11 protein-coding genes, 1 tRNA gene and 3 pseudogenes are annotated in these 14329 nt (G+C 62.7%); 2 read left to right on the plus strand and 13 right to left on the minus strand.

From position 1 onward, the window contains the following. Window positions 1-48 precede the first annotated feature (48 nt). Together M8Q45_RS04060 and M8Q45_RS04065 are read left to right on the plus strand one after the other, a co-directional pair. Window positions 49-243 (plus strand): annotated as a pseudogene (locus tag M8Q45_RS04060) (hypothetical protein). A 126-nt stretch (window positions 244-369) separates the two neighbouring features. Further along, window positions 370-555 carry a hypothetical protein gene (locus tag M8Q45_RS04065; RefSeq protein ID WP_249873672.1) on the plus strand — a complete coding sequence of 62 codons (186 nt, stop codon included), beginning with the start codon at window positions 370-372 and terminating at the stop codon, window positions 553-555. Between the two features lie 6 nt (window positions 556-561). Here M8Q45_RS04065 and M8Q45_RS04070 read toward each other — a convergent pair whose 3' ends face one another. The 13 genes and pseudogenes from M8Q45_RS04070 to M8Q45_RS04130 all read right to left on the minus strand — a co-directional run bounded on the left by M8Q45_RS04070 (window position 562) and on the right by M8Q45_RS04130 (window position 14325). Further along, on the minus strand, window positions 562-1164 hold the full coding sequence (locus M8Q45_RS04070) for a hypothetical protein (RefSeq protein ID WP_249873673.1): 603 nt from the start codon (window positions 1162-1164) through the stop codon (window positions 562-564). Window positions 1165-1286: 122 nt separating this feature from the next. Beyond that, window positions 1287-1360 (minus strand) — tRNA-Gly (locus M8Q45_RS04075). A 148-nt stretch (window positions 1361-1508) separates the two neighbouring features. Beyond that, window positions 1509-2393, minus strand: a complete 885-nt coding sequence (locus M8Q45_RS04080) for an alpha/beta fold hydrolase (protein ID WP_249873674.1) — start codon at window positions 2391-2393, stop codon at window positions 1509-1511. Window positions 2394-2700: 307 nt separating this feature from the next. Beyond that, window positions 2701-3393: a pseudouridine synthase gene (locus tag M8Q45_RS04085; protein ID WP_249873675.1), complete on the minus strand. Its 693-nt coding sequence runs from the start codon at window positions 3391-3393 to the stop codon at window positions 2701-2703. Between the two features lie 35 nt (window positions 3394-3428). Further along, a complete protein-coding gene (locus M8Q45_RS04090) occupies window positions 3429-3647 on the minus strand; it encodes a cysteine-rich CWC family protein (RefSeq protein WP_249873676.1) in 219 nt (72 codons plus the stop codon). Next, window positions 3640-4251: pseudogene (locus M8Q45_RS04095) on the minus strand (GGDEF domain-containing protein); the annotation flags it as partial. The gene M8Q45_RS04090 and the pseudogene M8Q45_RS04095, both read right to left, overlap by 8 nt. A gap of 249 nt (window positions 4252-4500) precedes the next feature. Continuing rightward, window positions 4501-6285: an allophanate hydrolase gene (atzF, locus tag M8Q45_RS04100; protein ID WP_249873677.1), complete on the minus strand. Its 1785-nt coding sequence runs from the start codon at window positions 6283-6285 to the stop codon at window positions 4501-4503. A 22-nt stretch (window positions 6286-6307) separates the two neighbouring features. Continuing rightward, entirely contained in the window at window positions 6308-9949 is a 3642-nt protein-coding gene (uca, locus tag M8Q45_RS04105; protein WP_249873678.1) for an urea carboxylase, read from the minus strand. Between the two features lie 301 nt (window positions 9950-10250). After that, window positions 10251-10892, minus strand: a complete 642-nt coding sequence (locus M8Q45_RS04110) for an urea amidolyase associated protein UAAP2 (RefSeq protein ID WP_249873679.1) — start codon at window positions 10890-10892, stop codon at window positions 10251-10253. A gap of 11 nt (window positions 10893-10903) precedes the next feature. Further along, complete coding sequence (locus M8Q45_RS04115) at window positions 10904-11629, minus strand: urea amidolyase associated protein UAAP1 (protein WP_249873680.1); 726 nt, start codon at window positions 11627-11629, stop codon at window positions 10904-10906. A gap of 13 nt (window positions 11630-11642) precedes the next feature. After that, window positions 11643-12431 (minus strand): ABC transporter ATP-binding protein, encoded by a 789-nt coding sequence (locus tag M8Q45_RS04120; protein WP_249873681.1) that lies wholly within the window; start codon window positions 12429-12431, stop codon window positions 11643-11645. Continuing rightward, window positions 12428-13243 (minus strand): ABC transporter permease, encoded by an 816-nt coding sequence (locus tag M8Q45_RS04125; RefSeq protein WP_249873682.1) that lies wholly within the window; start codon window positions 13241-13243, stop codon window positions 12428-12430. Before M8Q45_RS04125 ends, M8Q45_RS04120 begins: the two co-directional genes overlap by 4 nt. A gap of 15 nt (window positions 13244-13258) precedes the next feature. Further along, window positions 13259-14325: pseudogene (locus M8Q45_RS04130) on the minus strand (putative urea ABC transporter substrate-binding protein). Window positions 14326-14329: the final 4 nt, after the last annotated feature.

Below are 14329 nucleotides of genomic sequence, written 5' to 3' on the forward strand. Positions count from 1 at the left end.
AGAAAGAGACGCTTAGGGCGGTGGCTTAATTTCTAAAAAGGAGGATGGATGCTCCAGAACGACCGCGATAATTTGGAACTTGATAAACTGCTGGTCGAAACCCGAAAATTGTTGGCTGAGACTCGTAAGCTTACGGCGGAGGAAACAAAGCTCTAGCATGAAGCCTTATGGTACCCGTACGCAGTTGGGGCAGCGGTAGTGACCGCCATTGTCGCCGTTGCGGGACTTGGGATTGGAATTTAAGTGCTGGTACGCCACGATGTGCCAATACCCGCGCTACGGTACTTGAACCAGGGTAGTACTACACTCACATTGTCCGGCATAGTTCAAAGACTCAGCACGAGCCGCAGCCCCGGAGGAGAAACAGACGTGTCCACACCTCGTAATTATCAAGCGAGCATCGAGCAATTGCATCAAGAGGTGGAAGCGTTAGCCGAAGAAATGAGGCGCCCGGCCCCGACTAGAATCCGGGTTACGTTGCTGCCGTTCAGCATCGGTGCTGCGTTTGCCCTGACCATGTTTGCAGTCGTCGCTTTTGCGTTGAAGCATGTTTGATTCTCGCTAAATCAAATCGTCGGTGTGGTCCCCTGACGTACTCTTCAAAGCTCCTGCCGCGCAACGTCTCGCAATCGCCTTCAGCATGCGCCGACGGATGAGGCCACTGACCGGACGAATCAGATACCAATAGGCAGTAAAACTTCGCAATGCATCAGCGTCGATGCACTGTACCCGTGTCTGGGTAGTGACTCTTGTCAGACCCGGTTGTAGGGAGTTGCAGGTGAAGTTTATCGCCAGCTTCACATTGCCCGGTTCGTTGAAGGCCTCGAACGCTTCGGCATCAGCGATGAAGACTTGGCCGTAATCGGCTTTCCAAAGCTTACCGGCGAGCCCGTAGGCAATTTCTGCGTCGCCATTGCGCTGGAGCAGCGTGAAGTTATCCAGGCCGAATGACGCGGATTGACCGGTGCGGTGGGATTGGGATTGGGATTGGCCCAACAGGCGCATCGGCAACTCGCGAAGCTTGATTGCGTACCGAAACAATCGGACGTCTTCGGGGCGATGGGCCAGGATTGCCGCCATTGCGCTGGGTGGATCTGTCGGAACGTCCAAGGCATGCATCTCCCGAAATTGGTACGCAGCCAGGTATGAGTCGATCAGGTGCATCCTTGCTTCCTTCTATATTTGCTGGGATTCCACAAATCGCGGACCAAAAAAAAACCGGCCACCAAGAGCCGGTTTTTTCAATCCCCCGTCAAAACCACCACGACGCAGGACCACAATTCGATTGGAGCGGGTGAAGGGAATCGAACCCTCGTTATCAGCTTGGGAAGCTGGAGTAATGCCATTATACGACACCCGCTCAGAGCGGCTGACTTTGTACCAGATGTCGCCTTGGATTTGAAGTTTTTCTTTCCGGACGGTGTGGGTGTCCGTCTGCGCAAGCCTCAAAGCAGAGCGGTCTTCGCGGACAGGCCTCATTGTCGGAGGCTCGCCCGCGATGACTTTCTTCAGATAGCCAGTGCGTGGTAGTCCTGCACATAGCTGTAGCGCGGTCGGCTTTCGTGGCGGGTCGGCTTGAGGAAGCCCAGCAACGCGTCGCGGCTGTCGCGGCAGGCGGCTTTGTGTTCCATGTCCAGGAAGTGCCCGGTGGCTTGCAGCGTAGTGAAGGTGCTGTGCTGGACGTGGTCGGCAAAGAGCCGGGCGTCGGTGGCCGAGGTGTACTCGTCCAATTCACCGTTCAGGAACAGCACCGGTACGTTGACCTTTTTCGCCGCGTTGACGTAGCACTGCTGGTCGCTGTGGAGCACGTCGCTGATGTGGAAATGCATCTGCCCGTATTCATGCTCGGCCAGGCTGCTGACGTGGCGATAGTTGAAGCGTTTGAACAGCGGCGGCAGGTGCTTGCCGATGGTGCTGTTGACCAGGTGCCCGACACGGTCGCCGTCCAGGCTGCTCAGGTAGTCCACGCCGCGTTCGAGGTAGTCGCGCATCGGCGCGTTGAGCACCGGTGAGAACGAGCTGATCACGGCTTTTTCGATGCGCCGTGGCCGCTGCGCCAGGGCGCTCAGCGTGGCGGCGCCGCCCCAGGAAAACGACAGTACATGCTCGGCGGCGAAGTGGTCGATCAACTCCAGGAGAATCTGCCCTTCGATTTCCTTCGTCAGCATTTTCTCGTGGCGGTTGTGGGCCTTGGACTTGCCCGCGTAGGGCTGGTCGTACAACACAACGTTGAATTGCGGGTAGAGGTTTTTCGCAGTCTGAGCAAACGACGCGGTGGTGGCCATCGAGCCGTTGACCAGGATAATGGTCTTTTGCGCGGCGTCTGCGCGATAGAACTCCGTGTAAACCCGATACTGACCCTGTATATCCAGCACAGCGATTTCTGGCCTCATGTCATAAGACTCCTGGCAAGCGGGTATGCGCGCAATGAGATTGCACGGGCAATGTGACAGGTAGGCATTCGCCTGGAAGATAAGCCCATGTCGATCCATGACAGCCGGTCGACGGGTATTGTTATGGCGGGCAGTTTGCCGACGCATGAGGCGGAACCTGAGGGTTCCAGCCGGCAAAAAGTTTCTTAGAGGTATGGTGTGACTCATCGGTCACATTTCGGCCGACGGTTTGATTCAAGCAGGGGACCGGCCGTTGCGCAAGTGCTCTTTGGAAATTGTTCGACACTTCTGCCCAGCGGTCATTCCTTCAGACCAGGCAGATTTCTTCCGGGCCCAAGGCGCGATATCCGCCGGGCTCCAGATGGGCGTCCAGCACCAGCGGGCCCATCCGTTCGCGATGCAGACGCAGCACTTTATTGTTGAAGTGGCCGAACATGCGCTTGACCTGATGGTAGCGGCCTTCAACGATGCTCAACCGTGCGGACGTCGGTCCTAGCAGCGTCAGTTCCGCCGGTTGGGTGGTGAGGTCCTCGAACGCGAAGTACAAGCCTTGGGCGAAGGTGACGGCGTACTCGGCGGTGATGGTTTGCTCGGTCTCGACGTAATAGACCTTCGGCAGCTTGGTTTGCGGCTGGGTCAGGCGTCGTGACCAGCTGCCGTCGTTGGTGATCAGCATCAGCCCGGTGGTGTTGAAATCCAGGCGACCGGCGATGTGCAGGTCATCCTTGTCCGGTTCGTCGAGCAAGTCGAGCACGGTACGGTGCTGCGGATCGCGTGTGGCGCTGACGCAGCCGGGCGGCTTGTGCAGCATGAAATACCGCGCCGGTCGCCCTGCTTGCAGCACTTCGTCATCCACCTCGACGCGGCTGAACTCACGCACGTGTGCCTGTGGATCGATGACGGTCTGGCCATCGATCCGTACCCGACGTTCCACCAACAAGAGGCGGACCTGTTGGCGGTTGAAACGCGGCAGATTGCTGAGGAAGCGGTCAACGCGCATGGACAGTACGGGCCAGGAGATAGAGGGCGGGCATCTTACGCGATCGGTCGGGGCTTGGCGCGCAGTTGCTCATCCACTCGGGCGCACCGTGGGCACAGGCAGGATTTGTCGCGCAGCTCGGCCGGCAATGCCTGGAGCACAGCCGGGTCGATGCTCACGCCGTAGCACCAGCAGGCGCGATCGGCGGTTTTCGGGTTGGCCAGCGTGCAGTCATTGGCAGCACCGCAGGCCGGGCAGAGGTCAGGTTTATTCATAACTGGAGTGGGGCATTTCCACGCAGGTTCGATTGCTCCCGGTCTGTCGGGCGCGCAGCAGCGCATGATCGGCCCGGGACAGCAGGCTGTGCAAGGTGTCTTCATTCTGCAGCGTGGTGACGCCGATGCTGATGGTGACCCGCAATTGTTTGCCGCTGCAAAAATAGCGCTGCTGTTCGATGTGCTGGCGAATTTTCTCGGCGATCTTCCGACCGTTCTGGCCGTCGGTGTCCTTGAGCAGCAGGGCGAAGGCATCGGTGCTCCAGCGGCAGATAATGTCCGAATGTCGCAGGTTATCGGTCAGGTCACGGGCGAGGCCGGTCAACAATTGATCGCTGGCGATGTGGCCATGGGTGGTGTCCAGTTGCTTGAAGTTGTCCACCTCCAGCAACAAGGCGCTCAAGGGCTTGGGCTCGCGCTGGGCTTCGTGCAGGGCTTGCACCGCCAGCAGGTCGAAACCCCGGCGATTCGGCAGTTCGGTCAGGCCGTCGAGAATGGCTTGGGCGTCGATCCGGCGCTGGTAGCTGGCAATCAACCGATAAAGCACCACGAGCGCTGCCGCTGTCACCAGCAGGCCGATCAGCAGATTGAGGTAAAACGCCTTGAGGGCATTTTCCCGCAGCGAGGTGTTGGCGGCGTAATAGCCCAGCAACGAAGTCACCAGGAAGCCGGCCCCGAGCAAAATGGTCAACAGCAGCAATGGTGAGCGCTGGGAATACAACGGCGAGCGAAGCGACATGGCGATTCCCCAGGAGTGACCCGATGGAATCAGTTTAGTGGCCTTGCGGGAAAAGGCGCTTGGATTTGCAGTTTGTAAAACCATGGCGAGGGAGCGGGCCCCCTCGCCGTGGTTTTATCGCGATGCCAGGCTTCGCAGGTAAGCCCGCCATCCGCCCAAATGACTGATGTCCTCTGCGCCGTCCAGGCCATACGGCTCGCAAATGAAACCGCTTTCCCAACGCCCGTCGGCCAGTTGCACCTTGCCTAGCCCAAGCGGCGCGGGAATACCGGTCAGGAACGAGCCCACCTCACTGCTCGGCAATTCCCAGATCTCCACCTCAATCGCCACGCCGCCCTCACCGACGCGAAGCATGCCGGGGCGCAGGGGCGGGCCGCCGGCCAGGGCGTAGAGGCGGTAATCCGGCGAGCTGTGGGTCGCCTCGATCAGGCGGGCGCCGCGTTGCTTGAGTTGCCCGTTCAGTGCCAACCCATCCAGATGCGCGCCGCACACCACTAATCGAGCCCGATCATGGCGCGCCGGATGGGCGGGTGTTGGCAGGTCAGGCAGTTGCTGGCGTTGCAAGGCGTCAGCCACGCCCAGCAGGTATTGATCGGTGAAAGCCCGGCCGAACAGCGTGACGCCCCAAGGCAGACCGTTGGCCATGAAAGCGCTGGGCACGGCGACGGCGGCGTAGTCCAGCAGGTTCATGAAATTGGTGTAATAACCCAGCTCCGCGTTGCGCAGCAGCGGTTCGGCAGCGAGTTCGGCGAGCGTCACCGGGCGCCCGATGGTCGGGGTGAGCACGCAATCGAGGGCTTCCATCGCACGGTCGCATCGGGCCTTGAGCGCTTGCAGACGGTACTGGGCGCGGAAGGTTTCGACGCCCGTCACCGTAGGCGCTTTCGCCAAGACGGCGCGGATCACCGGCAACACCGCGTCGGGTTCGCGCTCGATCAATTCCCCGGCGATGCTGTAGCGTTCGGCGACCCAGGGCCCCTCGTAGAGCAAGCGTGCGGCTTCGAGGAAGGGCGACATGTCCAGTTCGACGGCTTCGCCGCCCAGGCGTTCGAGGCGCTCGATGGCTTCGCGGAACAACCGTGGGCCTTCGTCACAGCCGAAAAATTCGAGGTCTTGCCAACGGGGCACGCCGAAGCGAAAGCGTCGTGGCGCGCCGAACGCCGAGCCGTCGTTCCATTGCGGGTTGCGGCGGCTGTATTCGTCGCGCGGGTCGAGGTGCGCAGTCAGTGCCAATAACTGGCTGGCTTCCCTCGCCGTCGCGGTGAACGTGGTCACGCAATCCAGCGTTCGGCAGGCCGGCACCACGCCTGCGGTGGAAATCAAACCTTTGGTGGCTTTCAGTCCGACCAGATTGTTCAACGCCGCAGGCACCCGACCGGAGCCTGCGGTGTCGGTGCCCAAGGCAAAACTTGTCAGACCCAGGGCCACCGCCAGCGGCGAGCCGGCACTTGAGCCCCCCGACGGATAATCCGCCAGCACGCTGTTGCGACAGGCACCGTAGGGGGTGCGGGTGCCGTTGAGCCCGGTGGCGAATTGATCAAGGTTGGTCTTGCCCAGGGGAACAGCGCCCAGCGCCAGCAACTGCTCGACCACCGTCGCCGAACGTTTCGGCACGTAGGCAAACGCCGGGCAGGCGGCGGTGGTGGGAATGCCGGCCAGGTCGATGTTGTCCTTGATGGCGAACGGCACGCCATACAGCGGCAGGCTGTCCGGGGCGCGGCTTTCCAGTGCTGTCAGGTAGGGCTCCATCTCCTCGGGCGACAGCAGGTGGATGAACAGGTGATAGTCCGGGTTGAGCGCAGCGGCTTTTTCCCGCAGGGCAAGCAGCAGTTTGCGCGGTGTGATATTGCCGTTGCGGTAGGCGTCGCGCAGGTTGTCCAGGCGCAGAGAGAGGTTCATCGCATTAATCCCTTGATTGAGTTCAGTCACGTTCCAGCACCACGACACGCTGTCCGGCGCGCACCGCCGAACCGGGTTGGACGCGGACCTCGCGAACCACGCCGGCCATCGGCGCAAGCACCGGGATCTCCATTTTCATGGACTCCAGGATCACCAACACGTCACCGGCGGCGACCCGCGTGCCCACTTCAATTTGGACTTGCCAGAGATTGCCGGCGATGTGGCTGTCGACGCTCAGTTGGTCCTCGCCCAGCAACGTCTCTTCGCTCGGCGCGGGTGCCGGTTCCTCGCTGTCGAAATGCGCCTGGCCGCTGGCGATCCAACGCTCGCGCTCGGCCTTGAAGGCTTGTTGTTGCTGCTGACGAAACGCGGCGATGCTGTCCGCTTCCCGGGTCAGGAAACCCTGATAGTCGGCGAGGTTGAGCTGGCTGTGTTCGATGTGCAGGTCGAAGCGGCCCAGCGGAAAGTCCCGCCGGATGTGCAACAGTTCATCGGCGCTGACCGGGTAGAAGCGGATCTGGTCGAAGAACCGCAGCAGCCAGGGCTTGCCATCGAACGCGGCCACGTCCCGGTAGCGATTCCACATCTGCAACGTGCGCCCGACGAACTGATAGCCGCCCGGACCTTCCATGCCGTACACGCACATATAGGCGCCGCCGATGCCCACCGAGTTTTCCGCGGTCCAGGTACGGGCCGGGTTGTATTTGGTGGTCACCAGCCGATGCCGCGGGTCGAGCGGCGTGGCGACTGGCGCCCCGAGGTAGACGTCCCCCAGGCCCATCACCAGATAGCTCGCGTCGAATACCGTGCGTTGCACTTCGTCGAGGTTGGGCAGGTCGTTGATGCGCCGGATGAACTCCAGATTGCTTGGGCACCAAGGGGCGTCCTTGCGCACGGTGGTCATGTATTTTTCGATGGCCAATTGGCAGGCCGGGTCGTCCCAGGACAGCGGCAGGTGGACGATGCGCGACGGCACTTGCAGGTCTTGCGCGGCGCACACGGCGTCCCATTCACCGGCGACGATCGCCAGCAGATCGGCCAGCGGCAGTTGCTCGGGCTGGTAGTGCACTTGAAGCGAGCGAATGCCCGGCGTCAGGTCGATCACGCCGTGCAGGTGCTTTTGTTCCAGGGCCTGCATCAAGGCGTGGGCGCGGAAGCGCAGCACCAGGTCCAGTTCAGGGGCGCCGATTTCCAGCAGCAGATGGGTGTCGCCGGATAATCTTGCCACCAGACGCGTATCGTCCTGCCCGATATCCAACACCACCGGCGACACCACTCCCTGTGGGAGCGAGCTTGCTCGCGATTGCGGCGGGACATCCAGAATCGATGGGACTGACAGACCGCTATCGCGAGCAAGCTCGCTCCCACAGGGGGGGCATTGCAGGACCAGTGATCGGGCGGTCGAGATATCCACCGGCACAAACCGCACCTTGTCCCCCGCCTTGAGCTGCCCCAACTGCCACAGGTCTGCCTCGATCACCGTCACCGGGCAGACGAAGCCACCCAGGCTCGGGCCGTCGGGGCCGAGGATGACGGGCATGTCGCCAGTAAAATCCACGGCGCCGATGGCATACGGGTTGTCGTGAATGTTAGAGGGGTGCAGGCCTGCTTCGCCGCCGTCGGCCCGGACCCATTCCGGCTTCGGCCCGATCAGCCGCACGCCGGTTCGGCTGGAGTTGAAATGCACTTCCCATGAGGTGTCGAAGAACGTCTGGATGTAGCGTTCGGTGAAATATTCCGGCGCGCCATGCGGGCCGTAGATCACGCGGATCTGCCGCACGGCTGGCAAGAGCAGAGGAGGCTCGTCCACCGTCGGCCACACGGCGCGCTCATCCAGCGCAGCCAGGTGCAGCACGTCGCCGGTGCATAGCGCTCGTCCGCCATGACCACCGAACTGGCCGAGGGTAAAGGTGCTTTTGCTGCCCAGGTAATCCGGCACCTGCACACCGCCTTGCAGGCACAGGTAGCTGCGGGCCCCGTCGCCGGCGATGTTGCCGATCGCCAGGGTAGAGCCGGCAGCAATTGACAACGGGGTGTTCATCGGCACGACGTCGCCATCGAGCGCCAGGGCAATCGCCGCACCGGTCACCGCCACCCGGGCATCGCAGTTGAAGCGCAGCAACGGCCCGCTCATGGTGATTTCCAAGGCCGCCGCACCCTCTTCATTGCCGAGCAGGCGGTTGCCCAAGCGCAGCGAGCGGCTGTCCATTGGTCCTGACGGCGGTACGCCCACTGCCCAATAACCGAGGCGACCGGGATAGTCCTGGACGCTGGTCTGGGTGCCGGGGCTGAGCACCTCGAACGTGTTGGCGCGGTAGGCCAGGGTCGCCAGGCAACGCGTCCAGGGCTGGCCGGTTGCGAAGGGCGCGTCGAGGAGAATCTGCTGCAAGTAGGTGCGGTTGGTTTCCACGCCGTATAGCAGACAGTCTTCCAACGCTTGGTGCAGGCCCAGGCGCGCCTGCTCGCGGGTCGGCGCCCAGCGAATCACCTTGGCGATCATCGGGTCGAAGTAGGGCGGGATCTGGCAACCGGCCTCGACCCAGGTGTCGATGCGCAGCCCTTGGCCGTCGGCCCGGGGAAATTGCACGGCGGTGAGCAGGCCCGGGCTCGGCTGGAAATCTCGGCCCGGGTCCTCGGCATACAGGCGCGCCTGGATCGCGTGGCCGCAGGCTTTCAAACCCAGGCTCAGTTCGCTCAGTGGCGGCAGCTCACCGGCGGCCAATTGCACCATCCAGCGCACCAGGTCGACGTCCCAGACCTGCTCGGTGACGCCATGCTCGACTTGCAGCCGCGTGTTCACCTCCAGGAAGTAGAAGCGTCCGGCGTCACTGTCGTAGACGAACTCCACGGTGCCCGCGCTGCGGTAGTTCACCGCCCGGGCCAGTTTGATCGCCGCCGCGCAGAGTTCCTCGGCCATGCCTTCGGGCAGGTTGGGTGCCGGGGTTTCCTCAAGGACTTTCTGGTTGCGCCGCTGCACCGAGCAATCGCGCACGCCCAGGGCGATCACTTGGCCCTGGCCGTCGCCGAAGATTTGCACCTCCAGGTGACGAGCCCGCTCGATGTACTTCTCGATGAACACGCCGGCGTCGCTGAAGTTGTTCTGCCCGAGGCGCTTGACCGCTTCGAAGGATTCGCTCAACTCGGCGGCGCTACGGCACACGCGCATGCCGATTCCGCCGCCGCCCGCCGTGCTTTTGAGCATGACCGGGTAACCGACCCGCGTTCCGGCCAGCAGCGCGGTGTCGAGGCTGTCGAGCAATTCAGTGCCTTCCAGCAGCGGCACGCCGTGCCGGCGGGCGAGGTCGCGTGCGGTGTGCTTGAGACCGAACACGCGCAGTTGCGCCGGTGTCGGCCCGATGAAGGCAATATTCGCGGCCTCGCAGGCTTCGGCGAACGCGGCGTTTTCCGAGAGGAAGCCGTAGCCGGGATGAATCGCCGTCGCGCCGCTGCTCTTGGCGATCGCCAGCAGCTTATCCACCGCCAGGTAAGTACCGGCCGCCGCGCCTTCGCCCAGGCAGTGGGCTTCGTCGGCCTGGAGGATGTGCAGGCTGGCAGCATCGGCTTGGGAGTACACCGCGACGCCTTGGACATTCAATTCGCGCAACGTCCGCAGGATGCGGCAGGCGATGGCGCCACGGTTGGCGATGAGGATTTTTTCGAACATGGCATTGCCCCCTCAGGCGTGCGTGCTGCCTGAACTGGGATGCGGGCCGTCCCGCAGTTTTCGATGGCCGACGGGGTCGTCCCCGGCGGCGAGCCTTCCTTAAAAACACCGCCAGACCTTGTGGGAGCGAGCTTGCTCGCGATAGCGGCGGCCCATTCAACCTGGATGTAACTGACAGACCGCTATCGCGAGCAAGCTCGCTCCCACAGAGGCAACCGGTGGCGTCCATTCGATTATTTGATGCACTGCCCCGACCGGCTCTGGCACAACGTGAACAGCCAGCGGCGCAGGCGCACGAATTTCAGTTCCATATCAACAGCTCCGCTGGCGTGGGGTTGTAGGCATTGCACGGGTTATTCAATTGCGGGCAATTGGAGATCAGGACGATCACGTCCATCTCGGCCCGCAGGTCGACGTATTTGCCCGGCGCCGAGATCCCGTCTTCGAACGTCAGGCCGCCATCGGCGGTGACCGGCACGTTCATGAAGAAGTTGATGTTCGGCCCGATGTCGCCCTTGCCCAGCCGACCGTCGTGGGCACAGGCCCGCAGGTAGTTGTCGCGGCAGCTGTGCATGTGGCGTTTTTCCAGGGCGTAGCGCACGGTGTTGCTTTCCTGGGCGCAGGCGCCGCCGAGGGTGTCGTGGCGTCCGCAGGTGTCTTCGACGATGGTCAGCATCGGCCGGCCGAGGTTGGAATACAGCACGCTGCCGGTGCCCAGGTAGACGCTGTTCTGCCGGCGCAAGGTGCGCTGCACGTCATAGCGTTCCCTGGGGTTGGCCAGGCTGTAGAACAGCGTATCGACCGCCTGGTTGCCCTCCAGGTCGAGGATGCGCAGGGTCTGGCCGGCCTTGACTTCGGTCAGCCAAGGTTCTCCAGAGGGAATCGTGGCGCGATAGACGGCGGTCTCGGGTTGCTTGTGTGGGGTGGCGATGGCGAGTGACATGGTGACGGTCCTCAGGCGAACAGGCGGTCGGTGTTGATGAAGCCGCGCTGGTTTTCCGGGCGCGATTGGCGGCAGTGTTCGGCGACGCTGGGGTTGGCGTTCATCCAACTGAGCTTGAGCGGTTGCGGGGCGTATTGCGGGTTCGGGTCCATCGGGTGCTGTAGCGCGGTCAGCACTACCAAGGTGTCCATCGGCGCGTACAGCTCGATGTAATCGCCGGCTTTGGAATTGCCCTCGACGAAGTGAAAGTGGCCGGCCGCGTCCACATCGACCCGGCTGAACAGATTGAGGATCATCAGCAGGTCGGACAGGCCCAGTCCCCATTTGCCCAGCTCCACCAGCAGGTTGTCGGTGCCGTTGCGAAAGAAGCCGTTGCGCAGTTCCTGGTAACGACCCTGACCATACTTTTCAGCCACTTCTTCGGCGCAGAGCAACCCACCAAAACTGTCGCTCCAACCACAGGTGTCAGCGGTGATCGCCGCCAGCACTCGACCCATGTCCGAATACAGGCAGTGGCCGGCGGTGAGCTTGGCGGTGTGTTGGCACTTGAGGCTGTCCGGCAGGTTCAGGCGTTCGGTTTTTTCGTTGGCATTGAGCAGCGTCAGGCTCACGTTGGCGCCGCCGCGCAGATCGGTCAGGCGCAGCAGTTGGCCGCGCTTGAGCACGAACGAGCGATGGCCGCCACCGGGCAGCAGTTCTTCGGCGAAGGGGGGAAACAGCTGGATCGAATCGGTCATGGAAAAACTCCTTTCAAGCGATACGCAACGTGCCGGCCAATTCGGCGGGCAGGGCGTCGACGGCGGCACGGGCGGTGCGGCGGTCGCTGTTCAATGGAATGTCGTAGGTGATGCGTGCACCGTAGGCGCCCGGTGCGTGGGGATCGACGCGGACCTTGTCGAACACCAGCAGGCGCGTGCCGAGGCTGAAACCTTCGCAGAGGTCGTGAGTGACCATGAACACCGTCAATTGGGTCTCGCGCCACAGCTCCAGCAGCAGCGCGTGCATGTCCTTGCGAATGCCGGGGTCCAGGGCGCCGAAGGGTTCATCCAGCAGCAGCACTCGGGGCTTCATGATCAGGGCCTGGGCAATCGCCAGCCGTTGCTGCATCCCGCCGGAGAGCTGCGCCGGGTATTTGTCCAACGCGTGGCCGAGGCCGACCTTGTCCAACAGTTGCGCAGCCTCTTCGCGAGCCTGGCGCTTGGCACGGCCGAACAGACGCCCCAGCAACGGCGAACGCGGCAACTCCAGGCCCAGGGCCACGTTGTCCAGCACCGTGAGGTGTGGGAACACCGAATAGCGCTGGAACACCACGCCCCGGCTGGCGTCTGGTTCGCCGGCCAAGGGTTCGCCATCCAGCAGGATTTGTCCGCGACTGGCGCGCTCCTGGCCGAGCAACAAGCGCAAGAAGGTCGACTTGCCGCAACCCGATGCGCCCACCAGTGTGCAGAACTCACCCTCGGCGACGTTCAGGTTCAAGCGTTCCAGCACGACCTGATCGTCGTATTGCTGCCAGACGTTGTTTACCGTGATGAAGCTCATGCTCTTGTCCCCTCGTACCAAGGGAACGCTCGAAGGGTCAGGCGCTTGAGCCCCCAGTCCATCAGCCAGGCGAGCAGCGTGATCCACACCACGTACGGCAGGATCACGTCCATCGCCAAGTAACGACGCACGAGGAAAATCCGATACCCGAGCCCATCGGTGGACGCGATGGCTTCGGCGGCAATCAGGAACAGCCAGGCCGAACCCAGCATCAATCTCAGCGAGATCAGCAAGCGTGGCAGCAGTTGCGGCAGGACCACGCGCAGCATCAGCGTCCAGGTCGAGGCGCCGAGGGTCTGGGCCTTGATCAGCAGTTCGGACGGAATCTCCCGGGCGCGCTGTTCCAGATCCCGCGCCAGGCACGGCGTGACGCCGATCACGATCAGCATCACCTTGGACAACTCCCCCAGGCCGAAGACGATGAACAGGATCGGCAGGATCGCCAGGGGCGGCACCATCGAGACCACGGTCAGCAGCGGCGACAACGGCGCGCCGAACAGCGGCAGCGTGCCAGCGGCGATACCCAGGCACAGCCCGGCCAGGGCGCTGATGCCCAGGCCGATCGCCAACCGGCGCAGGCTCGACGCGGTGTCTTGCCAGAGCAGGTAGTCGCCACTGCGGGCATCGGCGGTGAAGGCCAGGCGTTTCACCGCATCGATCATCTGCCCGGCGCTGGGCAACAGCTTGTCGTTGGGGTTGTCCGTCAGTCGTTCGGCCGAGCCCATGAAATAGGCGAACAGCACCAGCGCGAATGGCAGGATGACCAGCAGCAAGCGGCTGGGGCGATCCGGGTAGCGGTTGATCAGGCGCATGCCAGCTCCTCCGGTCTACAGCTTGGCGTCGGCGGCCAGCTGTACGTAGGTGGGGTCGAAGCGCAGCTTGAGGTTGGCCTTGTCGCCGCGGGTCACGCCATTGGCGAATGCCATGCCGACCGCGTTCGTGTCCTTGGCGCCTTCGCCCAGCAAGCCGTGCTTGAACGAGAAATCGGCCACCTTGCCCATGGTGGCAGGCAGTTGATCGCTGGTGGCGAAGCCCAGCGCTTCCTGGGGCGTGGCGAACAGCTTGGTGGTGTCCAGTTGCGCCTGGAAACCCTTGAGGTCGGTACCCGAGGCCTTGGCCATGTGTTCCAGCGCGGCATTGGCGGCGGCGTTCCTGGCGTTCATCAGCGCCACCACTTCGAACCAGGCGCCGGTCAAGGCCTTGCCCAGGGCGGGGTTGTCCTGGAGGGTCTGGGTGTTGACCACCATCATGTCCATGATCTCGCCAGGCACCTGGCTGGAGTTGAACACTTCGCTCACGCCTGGCTGCGCCTTGATGTCCGAGAGCATCGGGTTCCAGGTGGTGACGGCCTTGACCTGGTCGGTGTTGAAGGCGGCGGAAATGTCGGCATCGGAGGTGTTGACGACTTTCAGGTCTTTCTCGGCGAGGCCGACCGAATCCAGCGCGCGGGCCAGCAGGTAATGAGACACCGACAGCTCCACCAGATTGACGTCCATGCCCTTGAGGTCGGCGACTTTCTTGCCGTCGCCCTTGAGGACGATGCCGTCGTTGCCGTTGGAGAAATCACTGACGATCAGCGCGGTGCTGTCTACGCCACCGGCGGCGGGGATGGTCAGGGCGTCCATGTTGGTCATGGTGCAGCCGTCGAACTGACCGGCGGTGTACTGGTTGATGGATTCGACGTAGTCGTTGAGCTGCACGACATCGATGGTGATGCCGTATTTTTCGCCCATTTATCGACGATGCCTTGGCTGCCGGCGTATTCCCAGGGCATCCAGCCGGCGTAAATGGTCCAGCACACGCTGAAGTGGTCTTTTTGCGCGGCGACGCAAGAGAAGCTCATGAGGGCCGAGAGAGCGGCGAGGAGCAGGGCGGACAGACGAAGCTTGAACATGGTG

Origin of the sequence: Pseudomonas sp. T1.Ur, assembly GCF_023516725.1 — a bacterium.
GTDB classification, from domain to species: domain Bacteria; phylum Pseudomonadota; class Gammaproteobacteria; order Pseudomonadales; family Pseudomonadaceae; genus Aquipseudomonas; species Aquipseudomonas alvandae.